Source organism: Arthrobacter sp. yr096, from assembly GCF_900108925.1.
In the GTDB taxonomy this organism is placed as follows: Bacteria; Actinomycetota; Actinomycetes; order Actinomycetales; family Micrococcaceae; genus Arthrobacter.
This window is the reverse complement of sequence record NZ_FNYI01000003.1, coordinates 290,967-307,231: the sequence shown is the minus strand read 5'-3', so window position 1 is coordinate 307,231 and position 16,265 is coordinate 290,967. Positions and strand designations below refer to the sequence as shown.

Sequence of the window (16,265 nt, the reverse complement as noted above, 5' to 3'; positions counted from 1 at the left end):
TACCGATACTGGAGATCACACATGACCACTTGGCACGCCCGCATGATCGCTTCGGACAAGGACTTCGACGGCGCACCACTGCTCCGCGGCGAGTTCCAGCTGGACGAAGGCCACGGCGACGTGGAGTCCGCCACCCTCTTCCTGTCCGCGCTGGGGGTGGTGGAGGCTTGGGTCAACGGTCAGCGGACGTCCGAGGACCTCCTTACTCCGGGCTGGTCCAGCTATGAATGGCGTGTCCGGTACAGCGAACTCGACGTCACCGAACTGGTCAGTACGACGACGGTGGTTGGGCTTGCGCTCGGAAACGGCTGGTACCGGGGGCGGCTGGCGTGGTCGGGGGGTTCCAAGTACTACGGTGAGGAACTCGGCGGGTTCGCTGAACTCCGGATCCGTTTCGCGGATGGTCATGAGCAAGTCGTCGGAACGGATGCCTCGTGGACGGCCGGCCCGTCGGCCACCACCGCCAACGATCTCTATGATGGCCAGTCCATTGATGCCCGGCGTTTCGACGACGCGTGGCTGTCCCCCGGCTTCGCCTCCTCCGAATGGTCTGCCGCCAGAGTGCTCGACGACGACCTCAGCCGCCTTGAGCCTTACATCGGACCTCCCGTCCGCCGCCAGATGGAACTGCAACCAGTGAAGGTATGGACGTCGCCGGCAGGAAAGGTTTTGGTGGACTTCGGCCAGAACCTGGTGGGCTGGGTACGGGCCACGCTGACCGGGACATCCGGTCAGGTAGTAACGGTCCGCCACGCCGAAGTGCTGGAAGAGAACGAGCTGGGTACCCGCCCGCTGCGCTCGGCAGAAGCGACAGACCGGTTCACCCTCTCCGGAGGAAGCGACACCTTCGAGCCGACACTCACATTCCACGGCTTCCGCTACGCCGAGGTTGATGGGTGGCCCGGCGGCGCCGATGCCCTTCGCGAGCATGGCGGCCTGACCGCCGTCGTGATCAGTTCGGACATGAAGCGGATCGGAACCTTCCAGACGTCAAACCCGTTGCTGAACCGCCTGCACGAAAACGCAGTGTGGGGTATGCGCGGCAACTTCGTGGACGTCCCTACGGACTGTCCGCAGCGCGACGAGCGCCTCGGCTGGACCGGTGACCTTTCGGCGTTCGCGCCCAGTGCCGCGTTCCTGTTCGACAGCCGGGACTTCCTCCGCGACTGGCTGCGTGACCTTGCCCTGGAGCAAAGCCATGACCAGGACCTGGTGCCGTTTGTGGTGCCCAACGTCCTCAAGTACATCGAGCAGCCAGCCGAGTTCGGCGCTCCGGACACTGCCGCATTGTGGAGCGACGCAGCGGTCTGGGTTCCCTGGGCTTTGTGGCGGGCCTACGGTGATCGGCGGGTGCTCGAAGAGCAATTCGAATCAATGACCGGCCACGCCCGGCGCCTTCGCAGCAAGCTTTCACCCAACGGCCTGTGGGATACGGGATTCCAATTTGGGGACTGGCTCGACCCTGACGCCGCGCCGGACCAGCCATGGGCGGCTAAGGCCGATAAGCATGTGGTGGCGACACTGTGTGCGTTCCGTACAGCGTCCTTGGTGGCGGCTGCCGCTGACGTCCTGGGAGATGCGGGGGCATCGGCCGAGTTCGGGACCATGGCACACGAGCTGCAGGCAGCGTTCACCGAACACTACGTTTCCGAAAGCGTGATTACCAGCGACTGCACTACCGTCTACGCCCTGGCGATCGTCTTCGGAATTCTCAACGAGGCCGACCGCGAGTTTGCCGGTCACCGGCTGGCCGAACTGGTGGAAAAATCGGGTTACCGCATCTCCACTGGCTTTGCCGGCACACCGTTCGTCACGGATGCACTCACGGAGACAGGAAACCTGGACGCGGCGTACCGCTTGCTGCTCCAGACCGAAAACCCGTCCTGGCTGTATTCCGTGTCAATGGGAGCCACCACCATCTGGGAACGTTGGGATTCCATGCTTCCGGACGGCACCATCAACCCCGGTGAAATGACCAGCTTCAACCACTACGCGCTGGGCGCCGTGGTGGACTGGATGCACCGGACCATCGGCGGACTGGCCCCACTGGAACCCGGTTACAGCCGCATCCTGATGGCACCGCAGCCCGGTGGCGGACTCGACTGGGCAGAAACCACACTGGAAACACCGCTGGGATTGGCTTCGGTGCGCTGGGACATGGTTGAGGGCCGGGTGGAGGTCACAGCCACAGTGCCTGATGGCAGCGAAGCCGTTCTCCGGATTCCCGGATCGGACGACGAAGTGGTGGGCCCAGGTCACCACATCAGAAAGAGTTCGCCCGCTGAGCTCAGTTTTCATTGAGTGAAATCACCCGCCACGGCCCTCAGTCGATGAGCAAAGCTTGTACAAGGTACTTATGCCGACGAAGGAAAGAAGGAACACATGTCCCTCAGCGTCGAGGAAATCAACAAAACACTCCCCCTGGCCAACACGTTGCCGGGCGAAGCCGTCCCCTACTACATGGCCTCCGGCGAAGGTGCCCGGTATGAGCTCAATGGACAGCTGATCACCGTCATCGCCCGGGCTGCCGACACGGGCGGAATTTTCAGCGCCGCCTACATCTCAGGAGGCATGGGAGCTGAATCTCCCTTCGTAACCCACGCGATCGAACACAAAACGCTGTACGTGTTTGACGGCATCCTCCATGTCTGGTTGCCCGGAGAAAGCCGCATCCTGACCCCGGGCGACTCTGTGGTCATTCCTCCGGGGACCCCGCATGCTTACCGCATGGCCAGCCACTACACGCGCTTCCTGAATTGGATGACTCCCGGCGGGGCGGAGGCTTACTACGAGCGCGTTGGCACGCCCATCGACTCCCACGTTCCTCCGGTGCGTCCGGGCCATCAGCCCAGCGCCCGGGAGCTCGCTGAGGTGGGCGCAGAATTCGGCATCACGTTCCCTGACGTGGAGCGTGTGGCCCCGAGCCTGCAGCAAAACGCAGGATTGCCGGCGTCGCTTAGTCCCTACTTCCTCAGTGCCGGGGAAGGCGAACGACTGGTCAGCTACCAGACCATGTTTTCCTACCTCTCACGGCCGCAGAATACGGGTGAGAACTACTTCGCGGTGCACACCAAGGGCGCCAAGTCACCGTACATTCCGCTGCACTTCCACTCGGAGCACACAGAGAACTTCCTCTGCACGGAGGGGCGCATGTGGCTGTACGCCAACGGGCGCGAAATGCTGCTGACCAAGGGCGACTTTGTCCACGCCCCGGCCGGCACCGTCCACTCGTTTGCGTTCGATGCCCACAACACCCAAATGGTGGGGTTCCTGACACCGTCGGTGTTCAACGGCTTCTTCGAGTACTTCAACAAGCCCACTGAGGACTACATCTATACCGAGGGTGGCGAGCCCTACATGGACATGGAAGGCTTTGGCCGCGCCCAGGCGGAAATGGACCTGACCGTGGTTGGTCCTCCTCCGCAGCGTCGTATTGCGCTTGATATCTAAGTTCGACCGCTGAAAGGCCCGGATCCCCTGCAGGGATCCGGGCCTTCTTCAGTGTGGCCGACCGCGTTACATAGCCGGGCCTGAAATCAATCCACGCGGGATGCGGCCTGCCGGACCAGCGCCCGGCCGTAGTCGTTGCCGTTGGGGGTACGGACCACGGTGTGCATGTGGAACGGTGCGGGGTGATGGTTGTCGAGGAAGACACCGGTGTGGTGGTCCAGTTCCAGGATCACCACGGGGCTCTGGACGCGGAAGTAGAACGCCTCGTCACCTTCCCAGCCCCCGATCCATGAGAAGAACGTCTCAGAATACAGTTCCCGGATTTCCCTGAGGCGTGCCGCACGTGGGCCGGCCGGGAGGTAGGCAATGGAGTCTTCCACCATCCGGTCCAGCAGGGCTGTGGCCGCGGCGGGCATCGACGTCACCGGGATGCCCTCGTAGGGAATGACGCGGTTGTCCTGGAAACAGCCCGCAAGGTGCCGTTCGTCTCCTGGGTGCAGCCGGCCCTCAGGCATGGCGGGGTCCTGCATCTGTTCAAAGACCACGGCATCGGCGCGCAGGTCCACCGGCAGCGCGGCCATGAGCTCACGGGCCCACTGGATGCGCTCCTTGAAGACCTTGACGCCCCGGTGCGGGCCGTCGTCGATCACGTCCGGCTCCGCCCCCAGGAAGACCGGTGAGATGACCAGCTGACTTCCAGCCACCAGGCAGTTCAAGGCGACGTGATGGCCGAACAGCTGCCAGCCCCACGGCTCCGTCTCTGAGGGGGTGCCAAAGAGCGCCACGTTGTAGCTGAACTCGTTCATAAGCAGCGGCAACTCCACCAGTTCACCCAGGAAGCCGTTGATCCGCATGAGGCTTCGCGCCAACGCATACCCCTCGGGACTGAGGCTGGCCTCCACAACGGCCAGCATGGCGTCCCGCACGGCGGGATCCACCTCGTCCAGGCGCAGCCCGGTGTCGTGCTGCATGAATTCGGGATTGGCCCAGCTTTGCCATTGGATGGCGTCCACGGCGTAGCTGAGGCGTTCGCGCTGATCAGTGGTCAGCAGGGCCAGCAACTTTTCAGCTGCGGTGACCATGTCCGACGTCGGCGCTTCCTCGCCCGGCGAAGCGTGGCTCAGCGGATACAGGCCTTCACGGATGGTTCCGTCACTGGTGACACCCACAAAAGGCTTCGGGTAGAGCTTTTTCCACCCCTCGATCATGGGTCCGGCAAAAGAGTCGTCCTTGGCTGCTTCCGCGTAGGAGCGCGCGTCCAGGCCACGTAGTTTTGCTACGCGCGGGTCTTCCGGGGCAAAGAGGTAGTCACGAAATGACGGCGTCGGCATGTGCAATCTCCTTGGTGTTGTGCGAATCGTTGTGATGGACCCACCCTGCGGCCACGCTGAGGGCGCCGGCTGCGGCTTCAGCGGAGGAACCCCGCCATGCCACGTGCTGATCGGGGCGGACCAGGACGGCGTCGGCGGCCCAGTGTTCTGACATCGGGATTCCCCGACGGTCTGGACCGACGGCGGTCACGGTCACCGGAACGCCCCGCTCGGCCGCTGCGGCCAGCACCGGTGCGTAAAGATCTTCGACGGCGGATCCCACCACGGATAGCGCATCAACGAGCAGCGTGAAACCTTGCCCCAGGACGTCGTAGAGCGAGGTGGAGTCGTCCAGCCACGCGTGCGGAAGGACGGCGCCAGGGCTGGCTGATGGAGTGTAACGAATGGGATCCTCCACCGGTATTGGAGATCCATCCGGGACAACCAACGGCGTCCCGGCGTAGCTGTAGCCGAGCACCAGGCCCAATGAGTCGAATTCGCTCTGCTTCACTCCGAGGGCTTCCTTGGCACTGGCCCTGGCGGCGTCGCCGTCGGACCCTTGGGCTTCCAGTGCTGGGTCGGCAAAGTGGTAGGCGAGTGCCTTGCCGTTGGCTGCGGCATCGTTGATGGTTCGTTCGGCGACGGGGCGCCGCTCAAGGCCATAGCTCGCCAAGAGTTCCGGGCCAGCCCACCCCTCAAGGGCAGCTGCGATCTTCCACGCCAGATTCGCGGCGTCGCCGATGCACGTATTGAAGCCGTGCCCACCCCAGGGCGGATTCTGATGGGCAGCGTCGCCCACCAGGAACACCCCGTCTTCACCATAGGAAGGCGCAAGGAGCATGCGGGCCGTCCATGGATCTGTTGCGATCACGTCAACGTCAATGTCCGCACCTACTAAAGACCGAACCATGGCCACCGGGTCCAGACCTTCAGCGTTGGCGTCAACACCTTGAACGATGGCCCACCAGGTCTGATCCAGGTTCATCCGCCCCACCATGCCGGCCGTTCCGGGGCCAAGGACCCAGTACTGCACAGCAGGATCCAAAGTGATGGTGCTGGCGAGCTCGGTGGACCGGAACAGGATGCTGATGTTGGATAACGCTGCAGATCCACCCTCCAGCCGGATACCCAGGCCACGGCGGACGGTAGACGAACCGCCGTCGGCCCCCGCCAGGAAGCTGCTGCGAACGGTGCGGGACTGGCCGGCGGCGTCAACCACGGTGACCTGCTGGCCGCCCGCTACGTTCGAAGAGGACTTCACCCGCAGCCCCGTCATCAACGTGGCGTGCGTGGATGCCTCCACCGCGTCCCTGAGCACGGACTCCAGCACAGGCTGCGGTACCTGCTGCCCGCACTCGGGCTGGGGCTGGTACCTGCCGGTTTCCAGTTGAAAGGCGTTGGGGAATCGCCTGATCTCGCGGCCCGTCAGGGAAGAGCAGAAAATGACGTCCTGTGCGAAGTCCACTGGGAGCGGCGCTGCACTCCGCAGTGCGGACGCCAGGCCAATCCGGCGCAGATGGGTCATGGTGCGGGCATTGGTGGTCTTGGCGCGGGGACGGTCCGCGTCTATGGAAACACGCGGCTCGATCACCAGGCTCCGTATCCCCCGCTGGGCGAGGTCGAGCGCCAGGAACAGGCCGCTGGGTCCACCACCGGAGATCAGTACAGGAACCTCGCCCGGCAGGTCATCGAGTCCGGCCGTGTGAAGCGTACCCATCACGCCCTCGCTCGAAGAATCGGTTCACCAACAGGAGTGACCAGGGTGCCAAGTTTGTCGATCTCGACCTCCACCGTGTCACCTGACTGAAGGAGCCATGGGGGCGTCCGGGCATATCCCACACCCTCGGGCGTGCCGGAGGCGATCACGTCTCCGGGGTGGAGGGTGAACGTCTGGCTGATCAGGGAGATGATGGACGGTACTGAGAAAATCATGTCCCGCGTATTCCCATTTTGAACCTCTGTACCGTTCACGCGGGTGCGGACCTGAAGCCCATCGCGGAGATCGCCCACCTCGTCACGGCTGACCAGCGGGCCGAGCGGTCCGCTGAAATCACCGTTCTTGCCCAGCGTCCACTGGGACGTGAGCTTCTGGGCGCGGCGCGCAGTGAGGTCGTTGAACGTGGAATAGCCGAACACGGCATCCTCCGCGCTCGCCTCGTCAGCAGACTCCACGCGTTTGCCGATGTAGGCCGCCACCTCGCCTTCCCAGTCCAGCCCGGCTTCGCCACCGGGCACGGGCACAGGCACGTTGCCAACGGACAGCGACGCCGTCCAACGACCAAACAAGGTGGGGTACGGCGGCAACTCCTGGTCCTTGTAACTTCCTTCAGCTGCGTGCGCTTTGTAGTTGAGGCCCACGCAGATCACCCGGGCCGACGCTGGAACCAACGGAACCTCGGTGACTTCTGTCCGCTCCTTGCCGGCTGCACCGCCTCCAGCTGCACCGTCAGCAACGATTGCCGTGGCCTTCTCCTGCCAACGGGCTGCATCGGCCCAGAAGTCCGTGACGGACGCCAGCGGGAAAACTTTGGTTCCGCCGAGGGCCGCCACCCAAGTGTCGTCGTCGTGGTTAATGCCTATGTACTGCATGATGGGCCTTTCAGCTTCGCCCGAAGGCGGTAATCGATAGGAGGGCGCGGCAAGGAAACCCCTGGTTGGTCTTGCCGAAATCTGGAAAAGGTTATGCGAGCGCGGCTTGCGTGCGGAAGAACGAGACAGTGGCAGCGAGGGCCTTCTCAGCAGCTGCCGAACCACCGTCCGCGGTGGACCACATGTGGTCAGCGCCGTCGATGAGGAGAAGTTCGACGTCGGCACCCGCCTTGGCCAGTTCACCCGCCAACGATTCTGACTGGGCCGCCGGAACAAAGCGATCGGCCGTTCCGTGGATCAGCAGGAAGGGCGGGGCGTCCGGGCCAACGTAACTGATGGGGCTTGCAGCGGCGGCAAGGTCCGGGTTGTCCGCCAGTACTGCACCCACCAACAACTCCTCGCGGGATCCGGGATCGCTGGCACGGGCCACCGCATGGGGCAGCGCCTGCTCCCCCATGTGGAGCAAGTCCGTTGGCGGGTACCAGGCTACGACGCCTGCTACAGCTTCTCCGTCCACGGCCGTGAGTCCAACCAGGCTGGCCAGGTGCCCGCCGGCAGAGTCACCCCATACGTAGATGCGCGCCGGGTCTATTCCGTACTCCCCGGCATTGTTGCGCAGCCACTGCACTGCAGCCTGGGCGTCGTGAAGTTGTGCCGGGTAATGCGCCTCGGAGCTGAGCCTGTAGTCGGCAGAAGCCACCACGAATCCGGCTTCTGCGAGTACGTCAAACGGATCCAGGCCGAATTTGTCGCAGACCGGGCCCAAAGAGGAACGCTCACCCACGCGCCAACCGCCACCATGAAAATGAACGACGGCGGGAAGGCGTTGGTCACTGGCGTGGTCCCACCCGCCCGGCAGGTAGAGATCCAATAACAGGGGGCGCGAACCTTCATGGCCACTGCGGGCGAATTCAATGCCTTTCAACGCTTCGCCATCTGTCATCGTCGACTCCCTCTGGTGCTTAGGTCTGTTGCTTGGGCCGGGGTCCACAATGTCCCCGCCTCTTCATCCAAGAATGTCGGACGTGACCCCGGAGCTGAACTGGCGATTCCAATCATTGAAACCGCTTGGCTGACTCAAGCTCCTCTGCCAGGAAGGACAGCCCACGCTGCACCACTGCCATCCCCGCTGAGTGGTTGAGGTACCCGTGCGTTGCCCCGGCCTCGATGTGGAAGTTCACGGGGACTCCGGCTTCCCGAAGGCACAACACATAGCGCTCCGCGGATGCACGCAGGTCATCATATTCGGCGGCAAGGACGGACGTAGGTGGCATGCCGCGGGGGTCGGCGTCCCCGGGCACAGCGTAGGAGGACGCCGTGCCCACAGGACCGCCGATGTAGTTCTCCACCATTGCCCTGCAATCGTCGGCGGTGAAGCGCAGTAGTCGCGGCAGGGCATGTAAGGCCGCATCCGAGGAGTTCAGGGCAGGCAGCCCGGAGTGGAGGAACGGATATGCCAGGAGCATCCTGGCCGGCAGAGGCTCGCCGATATCGTTCAAATACATGGCAGCCCCCACTGCCAGGTTTGCCCCGGCGCTTGCTCCCCCAAGGCATAGCATTGCGGGATTTACGCCGTAGTGCCCTGCGTTGTCGGTGGCCCACAGCCAGGCGGCCAAGACGTCGTGATGTGGCACCGGGAAGTGAACACCCTTACGCGCCAAACGGTAGTCCACGGAGAAAACCATCCCGCCCGTGCGGTGGACCAGCTCGCGGGCCAGTTGATCGGCCTCCCGCATGTCCAGGCTGCCCCCTGCAAATCCGCCGCCGTGCAGCCACACAAGGCCCGGAACTCCGGGACTCGAATAAACCGACCCCGCCTTGGCCCCGCCACCGTAAACACGCACACCCACTGGACCGTTTGGCCCGGGTGCTTTGACGTTGTGGACGGGCACGTTGGGAGGCGAGTAGGCAAGCCGGCCACTGCCGAAGGCTTCCAAGCGGAGGAGTCCGGATGGATCAGAGAGGAGATCGGCGAAGGACTTAGCCCCGGCCACATGCTCCATGACCCCTGCCAGTTCCGGATCCAGGCTCATGTGTGGAGGGAATCAGGAGCCTCCGGGGCGTGGCCCGATGTGGCGGGTTCGCCCAGGCCAAATTCGCTCCGGAAGTATTCGATGGAGAGCGCCAGGATGCGTTCCAGCTGGTCCTCGGCAAAAAAGAAGCAGTGGTCCGCGCCTGCAATGGTGACCAGCTCGTGCTTGACGTCCGACTTCCTGAGCAAGTCCGCCAGGAGTTCGCTCTGCGCCAAAGGCACCAAACCGTCGGAGTCACCGTGGACCAGCAGGAAACTGGCTGCGTCCGGTGTCACGTAGTTGGACGGGCTGGCTGCGTCCAGGACAAGAGGGTCCGTGGAGCCACCTACCAGCATGGTTTCCGGGTGCACCGACACCCCCTCTGGCACGGCAGCCAGCAGTGCCGGGCCCATGAAGTCGTTGGCGGCCGTCATCGGCGGCATGTCGTTCAGGGAGGACACCCCGTAGAAGTCAACCACTGCGCCCACGGAACTGGGCTGTCCCTGCACGCCAAGGCCACCTTCAAGGTCTTCGCGCTCTCCGGTGAGTCCCAGCAGCGCCGCCAGGTGTCCGCCCGCCGATTCGCCCCAGGCTCCGATTCTGGCAGGGTCGATGCCCAGGACCTCTGCATGATGCCGGAGGTACCGGACGGCTGCCTTGATGTCGTGCAGCTGGGCAGGGAACGGCGCCTCCAGGGAATGCCGGTAGTCCACGGTTGCGCACGCAATGCCCGCTTGGTTCAGGAGGTGGAACACTGAGTCCGGCGCGAACGTCGGCGGGAGCTCGCGGCGATCCCCCAATTGGAAAGCACCGCCGTGGATCCACACCACCACCGGAACAGGGGTATCGGCCGCCCTGCGGGGAAGCCAAATGTCCATGGAGAGCCGACGGAACCCAACGGCAATCGCATAACTGAGCTCCCGATGCACCATCGAGTCTTCGGACACCACCTCGGCTTGCCCGGGCGCGTGAAAGGCCGGGAACGGCGGCGGGGTGGGAGCCCGGTGTTCAGCGGTCTCGAGTGTCATGTATTTCCTCCTGGAAGCGATATTGGTCAGGAAAGCCGATGGATTGGTTCAGGCGTAATGGCAGGCGACGTCCGCCTCGCCCACCCGACGCACAGCAGGGCGTTCGGTAGAGCAGAGCTCAGTGGCCAGCGGGCAGCGTTGGCGGAAGGGACACCCGCCCGCCGTGGCTGCCGCGGCAGAGGCCGTACGGACTCCCAAAGACTCACGGACCGCACGGCGCTGGGCCTGTTCAGCGGGCCTGGGAACGGGGGATGCCGCCACCAGGGCCTGGGTGAACGGGTGCTTCGGGGACTCAGTGACCGCTGCTGCCGGCCCCGATTCCATGACCTGGCCTCGATAGAGCACCACCACGCGCTGCGCCAGGAACTGGACAACTGAGATGTCGTGCGCAATGAACAGGTAGCTCAAGCCACGCTCGTCCCGCAGGTCCGCGAGCAGGTTGAGTACTTGCGCCTGCGTGGAAAGGTCCAAAGCACTGACTGCTTCGTCACACACCACCAGTTGTGGTTCACAGATGAGTGCACGGGCAACCGAAATGCGTTGCCGCTGTCCTCCGGAGAACTGGCTGGGGTAACGGTCCACGGCTTCCCTCGGCAGACCAACGCGTTCCAGCATGTCCTCTGCCTTGGCCCGCGCAACGCCACTGGAAACACCGCGGATGCGCAGCGGTTCTGCCAGTGAGGCGCCGATTGTCTTGCGGGGGTTGAGGGACGAGTTGGGATCCTGGAAGACGGCCCTGAGCTCACTGCCGATGGCACGGCGTTTGCCGGACTTGGCGTGTGTGATGTCCTCGCCTTGAAAAGCCACGGAACCCCCGGAGACCCTCTGGAGACCCAGGATCGCCTTCCCGATGGTGGACTTTCCGGACCCTGACTCCCCTACCAGCCCCACCGTTTCACCGGGTTGGATGGCGAAACTGACGCCGTCAACGGCCGGAGGTGCGCTGGCTGCTTTCCTTCCGTGGCCGTAGCGAACCACCAGGTCCTTCACCTCAAGCATCGGCATGCGGTGGACGGTGGAAGCACTTTCTGGCCGCAGGGGGGTGTCGATACTCATGCCATGTCCTTTTCTGTGATGTCGAGTCGATGCCGGGCCGGAACTTCTGCGGGGACATGCTGGTGGACAGCGGAATCGGTGGCCACCCAGGCCATTCCTTCCACGGCAAGTTCGTCGGCCTTGACGCAGCGCACCAGTCCCGTCTCCGTTCCGGAAGGAAGGAGCGGCACGGGTACCACACACGCAGATCCAGCGAACTGGCAGCGCGCTGCAAACCGGCAACCTGCGGGCCAGTCCTTGGGCTGCGGAACCTGGCCTTTGATGGTGGCGAGGCGGTGGGGCATATCGTGGGCGGAATTGGCGTGTGGATCCGCCGCGAGGAGGGCAAGGGTGTAAGGATGGCGCGGCTGGTCCAGAATGCTGCCGGTGCGGCCATTTTCCACTACCTGGCCGGCGTACATGACGGCAACCTGATCGCAGATATCTGCCACAACGCCGAGGTCGTGGGTCACCATGACAACTGACATTCCGGTGTCCTTCACCAGCGATCTCAGCAGGGACAGGATCTCGGCCTGGACCGTCACGTCCAGGGCGGTAGTTGGTTCGTCGGCCACCAGCAGGCGTGGCTTTCCGGACAGGGCCAGTGCAATGGCAACACGTTGGGCCATGCCACCGGAAATCTGGTGCGGGTAGCTCTTCAGGATGCGCCTGGCATCCACGATCCCCACCTTCTCCAGCAAGCCAAGTGCCTCGGCTCCCGCCTCCGCCCGGCCCATGGACTGCAGTCGCCGGATCGCGGAGGTCAACTGGTAGCCCACGGTGAACATGGGATCAAGGGCCCTCATGGGTTCCTGGGAAATCAGGGCGATCTCACGTCCGCGGATGCCTTCCATGTCCCTGTCCGTGGCCGCGGCAAGGTTCTTGCCGTTCCACAGGATCTGCCCGTCCGTCACGGCCACTCCGGACGGCAGCAGCCCCATCAAGGACAAAGCCGTCATCGTCTTGCCGCAGCCAGACTCGCCTACCAGCCCCAGGACCGTGCCGGGCTCGACGTCGAAGGAGACGTCCGTGACCAGTGGAGTTCCGCCGTCGACCCCTACCGAAAGTCCGCGGACGCTGAGCTTGCCTGCCGCGGGAGGATTCCGGACGGCTGGAGTTGCTGCCGCCGCCGCGGCCGCCTGGCCGGCCCTCTTCCTGCGGATGGCTGCTGAAGGAAGGTGCGAAGCCCCAGCGTTCGGGGCCTTGCCCAGGGCGTTGCCGATGGCATTGGCGGACAGTACGGTCAGAGCCAGGACCACCCCCGTGGGAACCATCAGCCAGGGAGCGTCATAGACGTGCTGCGAAGCGCTCTGGATCATGCCGCCCCAGCTGGGCTGCGGGAGGGGTGGTCCAAAGCCGATGAACGCCAGGCCGGCCTGGATGAGGAGGCCTACGGCGAAGATCAAGGCGGACTGCACCACGATGGTGGTGGCCAGGCCCGGCAGCACGTGGCGGACGCTGATGGCAAGGGGGCTGAGTCCGTCAACGGTGGCAGCATCCACATACAGCTGGTTCTGCAGGGACTTGGCCTGGCCGAGCATCACGCGGTAGATTCCCGCGGAGATCAGCACGCCAAGGATGGCCATGATCAACGGGATGTTGGTCCCCACTGCACCGATGACGGCAAGGATGATCACCGTGCCCGGCAACGACATCATGATTTCGGTGACGCGGCTGATGACGCCCTCGGCGCGCTGGCTGTTCGCTGCCGCAAGGGCCAGCAACGTTCCCAGCCCGACGCCGACAATCACCGTGATGAACGACGTCCCCAGGGTTTCGGCTGCTGAAGCGAAGATGCGGCTAAGGATGTCACGGCCCAGTTCGTCCGTGCCCAACCAGTGGGCTGCTGTAGGGCCGGACAGGACGGCAGTAAAGTCCTGGTCTTCGGTCTTGAAGGGCAACCACCAGGGTGCTGTCAGTGATGCCGTGACCATGACCGCCAACCACAAGGTACCGGCGAGGCCGGTCGGGGACGCGAGGAGGCGATGCCCGGAGAGTTTGGTCAGGGCAGTTTTGCGCGGGGTGGCTGGAAGTGTGGGGATCATGAGGCACGCAACTTCGGGTCAAGGAATTTGGTAGAGAGTTCGAGCACGAGGTTCACGGCAACCACCACCACGGTGGCGATCACTACGACGCCTTGGACGGCAGGGGCGTCGTGGGTGCTGACGGACGTCTGGACGGCCTGGCCGAGGCCCGGCATGGCGAACAATTGCTCGGCGATGACAGAGCCTCCGAACAGGCCGATGAACTGCAGGGCAATGCCGGCCACAATCGGCAGGCTCGCATAGCGCAGGGCGTGGACGTAGAGAATCTTCCAGGTGGGTGTGGCTGTGGCCCGGAGCGTCCGGATGTGTTCTTGTTGGAGCGCCTCAAGCATCGAAGCCCTTGTCTGCCGGGCTATGAAGGCTGCGCCGCCAACGGCCAGCGTGATCACCGGGAGGGCCAGTGACATGGCCCAATCCTGCGGGGAAACGTCAAAGGGAACGTATCCGGTGGCAGGAAAAACCGATGACTGGACGGCGAACAGGTAGACAAAGATGACGCCGATCCAGAAGGCAGGGAGAGCCACCAGCAGTCCCACGAATCCGCCGATCAACTGATCGAGGAACCCCCCGCGGACAGCTGCGGTAACGCCCAGGATGATGCCGAAGATGGCGCTCAGGATGGTGGCTCCGGCTGCCAGGGATGCCGTGACCGGAAGCCTCGTGGCGAGGTCTGCGCTCACGGAACGGCCGTCAATGAGCGAGCTCCCAAGGTTGCCTTGGATGGCGTCGCCAAGCCAGCGGAAGAACTGGACCACCAACGGGTCATTCCACCCCAGGCTTTGGTTCAGCTGATCGATGGCGTCCTGCGAAGCGCCGGCGCCCAAAGAGACGGCACCCGGACTGCCGGGCATGGCGTGGACCAGCAGGAATGCCAGCACCGCCACCACCAGCACTGTGGCAAGCGCCATCAGCAGGCGTTTGGTGACAAACATTGCCATGGTGACCTCCATTGGTCGGGCCGGACGCCAACGCCCTGCGGGAGTGGCGTCCGGCCTGTCGGTTGGATCAGTTGGTGGGTGCGTAGGACGAGAGCAGCGGGTACACGTTGCTGCCGGCGAACTTCACTTGCTGGACCTTCTTGGTGTTGTAGCCCTGGTTGGTGAGGGACTCATACAGCGGGATCATCCAGCCGGACTCCACCAGACGTGTGTTGAGTTTGGTCAACGCGGCCTTCTTGGCGGCATCGTCCTTGGCTGCTGCGGCTTCTGCGGTTGCGGCATTCAGCTGCTCATCTGTGGCTTTCTGGACGTTGGTGAAGCCGCTCAGGACCGCTCCGTACATCAATCCGACCGGGTTGTCCCAGCCCAACGGGGCGTACCCGAGTGGAGTGGTGGCCACTGCGGCGAATGCTTCATCGGTGGAGGCCGCCAGCTTGACGTTCATGGTGATGCCGACCGCGGCCAGATCCTTCTGGACTGCCTGCAGGTCCGTTTGGGTCTGGGTGCTTGCGATGATGGTGAATTCAAAGCCGTCGGCGTATCCAGCCTCGGCCAGCAGGCTCTTTGCCTTGGCGGGGTCGTAAGCGTAGGTGGAGTTCAGTTCTTCAGTAAAGCCTGCCGAATCCTTGGGCAAGGCGTTCCATGCCGGGATGTCGCCCTTGTGGAGGGCATCCACCAGTGCCTGACGGTTGATGGCGTACTGGAATGCCTGACGGACCTTCTCACTGGCAAACGCCGGCGCTGTTTTGCCGATCTTGTCGAACGAGATCATCGTCTGGACGGTGCCACCGATTTGGGAGACGCCAACGCCTTTGGATTTGGCGAAGTCAACCGTGGGCGAGGTCAGCGAGGCAACGTCAGCCTGGCCGGAGACCAGCGCGTTGGCACGGGCCTGCGGGTCCATGATGACGCTGAACGTGATCTTGCTGTACGGGTACTTGGAAGCGTCCGCGTTCTTGTCGTTCTTGGTGAGGACGTACTTGTTGCCTTTGACCGTGGTTGCGCTGTCCAGGGTGTAAGGCCCCGAGCCGTCCGGGGTGGTGGCCAGGCTGGCGCTGTCCGTCACTGCGTTCTTGCCAACGATCATCCCCAAGGTGGAGGTGAGGTTCTTCTCGAAGCCCGGCTGGGCTTTGGCGAAAGTGATGGATACCTGGGTGGGGCTCACGACGTCAACCGAGGCAATTTCCTGCGCTCCGCCCTTTGCGATGGCGGAGTAGGCGCTGAGCGCAGAGTCGCTGCGACGATCAAGGTTTGCTTTGACCAGCGCGGCATCCAGCGTGGAGCCGTCAGTGAAGGTGACACCTTCTTTGAGGGTCAGCGTCAGCACGGTGTTATCTGCGTTGTAGCTGAATTCCTTGGCAAGGCCCGGGCCCACGCTGCCATCTGGCTGGAGGGTCATCAGGTTTTCATACAGGCCTTCGAAGAACTGCCGTTGGGCGTCCGAGACACGCAAGGGGTCATAGCCGAAGGACGCGCTGTCGCTATCCGTCGCAATGGTCAGCGTGCTCTTGTCCACGGTGGAGGTGGCGGATGACCCACCGCCGCATGCTGTCAGGGATCCCAGAAGGAGCGCGCCGGCCAGGACGGCCGCGCTCCGACGTGCAGGTGAGGTGAGGAGATTCATGTGCTGCGCCTTCGCATTCGTGATGGAATCGTGAGTCGGGATGTGGCACCGGAGGCCTGAACGTGGTCGGCAATGACCTGTTCCGGCCGATCCGTCGGCGCCCTCTCGTCAGATGGCTTCCGGTAACCGGCTTCTTCAAGAGTCGTGGGCGGGGGCCATGGAGCCCCATGTGAATTTCATTGGTTGAAACAGTATTGTGGTGAAGATCACTCACTGGGTTGAAAGGATTCAGAT

Annotated in this window: 12 protein-coding genes; 2 read left to right on the top strand and 10 right to left on the bottom strand. The window is 63.7% G+C overall.

The features are described from left to right. Window positions 1-21: 21 nt before the first annotated feature. Window positions 22-2,301, top strand: coding sequence for an alpha-L-rhamnosidase (locus BMY91_RS09300; protein WP_090821165.1), 2,280 nt, complete (start codon window positions 22-24; stop codon window positions 2,299-2,301). 81 nt (window positions 2,302-2,382) lie between these two features. Beyond that, window positions 2,383-3,450 carry a quercetin 2,3-dioxygenase gene (locus BMY91_RS09295; RefSeq protein WP_090821163.1) on the top strand — a complete coding sequence of 356 codons (1,068 nt, stop codon included), beginning with the start codon at window positions 2,383-2,385 and terminating at the stop codon, window positions 3,448-3,450. An 86-nt stretch (window positions 3,451-3,536) separates the two neighbouring features. On the opposite strand, the gene BMY91_RS09290 is transcribed toward BMY91_RS09295, so the two are convergent. From BMY91_RS09290 to BMY91_RS09245, 10 genes are all read right to left on the bottom strand, one after another. Then, window positions 3,537-4,781, bottom strand: coding sequence for a DUF3500 domain-containing protein (locus tag BMY91_RS09290; RefSeq protein ID WP_090821161.1), 1,245 nt, complete (start codon window positions 4,779-4,781; stop codon window positions 3,537-3,539). Then, a complete protein-coding gene (locus tag BMY91_RS09285) occupies window positions 4,759-6,477 on the bottom strand; it encodes an FAD-dependent monooxygenase (protein WP_090821159.1) in 1,719 nt (572 codons plus the stop codon). Before BMY91_RS09285 ends, BMY91_RS09290 begins: the two co-directional genes overlap by 23 nt. Then, window positions 6,477-7,349 (bottom strand): fumarylacetoacetate hydrolase family protein, encoded by an 873-nt coding sequence (locus BMY91_RS09280; RefSeq protein ID WP_090821157.1) that lies wholly within the window; start codon window positions 7,347-7,349, stop codon window positions 6,477-6,479. The genes BMY91_RS09285 and BMY91_RS09280 overlap by 1 nt, the downstream gene beginning before the upstream one ends. Before the next feature lie 91 nt (window positions 7,350-7,440). After that, a complete protein-coding gene (locus tag BMY91_RS09275; RefSeq protein WP_090821155.1) occupies window positions 7,441-8,292 on the bottom strand; it encodes an alpha/beta hydrolase in 852 nt (283 codons plus the stop codon). Between the two features lie 112 nt (window positions 8,293-8,404). Then, window positions 8,405-9,382: an alpha/beta hydrolase fold domain-containing protein gene (locus BMY91_RS09270; protein ID WP_090821153.1), complete on the bottom strand. Its 978-nt coding sequence runs from the start codon at window positions 9,380-9,382 to the stop codon at window positions 8,405-8,407. Then, the gene (locus BMY91_RS09265) at window positions 9,379-10,389 is read right to left on the bottom strand and encodes an alpha/beta hydrolase (RefSeq protein ID WP_090821151.1); all 1,011 of its coding nucleotides are present in this window, start codon (window positions 10,387-10,389) and stop codon (window positions 9,379-9,381) included. The genes BMY91_RS09270 and BMY91_RS09265 overlap by 4 nt, the downstream gene beginning before the upstream one ends. Before the next feature lie 48 nt (window positions 10,390-10,437). Next, complete coding sequence (locus BMY91_RS09260; protein WP_090821149.1) at window positions 10,438-11,445, bottom strand: oligopeptide/dipeptide ABC transporter ATP-binding protein; 1,008 nt, start codon at window positions 11,443-11,445, stop codon at window positions 10,438-10,440. Continuing rightward, window positions 11,442-13,469: a dipeptide/oligopeptide/nickel ABC transporter permease/ATP-binding protein gene (locus BMY91_RS09255; RefSeq protein WP_090821147.1), complete on the bottom strand. Its 2,028-nt coding sequence runs from the start codon at window positions 13,467-13,469 to the stop codon at window positions 11,442-11,444. Before BMY91_RS09255 ends, BMY91_RS09260 begins: the two co-directional genes overlap by 4 nt. After that, window positions 13,466-14,419: an ABC transporter permease gene (locus BMY91_RS09250; RefSeq protein ID WP_090821144.1), complete on the bottom strand. Its 954-nt coding sequence runs from the start codon at window positions 14,417-14,419 to the stop codon at window positions 13,466-13,468. The genes BMY91_RS09255 and BMY91_RS09250 overlap by 4 nt, the downstream gene beginning before the upstream one ends. 55 nt (window positions 14,420-14,474) lie before the next feature. Beyond that, complete coding sequence (locus BMY91_RS09245) at window positions 14,475-16,031, bottom strand: ABC transporter substrate-binding protein (protein WP_090821142.1); 1,557 nt, start codon at window positions 16,029-16,031, stop codon at window positions 14,475-14,477. Window positions 16,032-16,265: the final 234 nt, after the last annotated feature.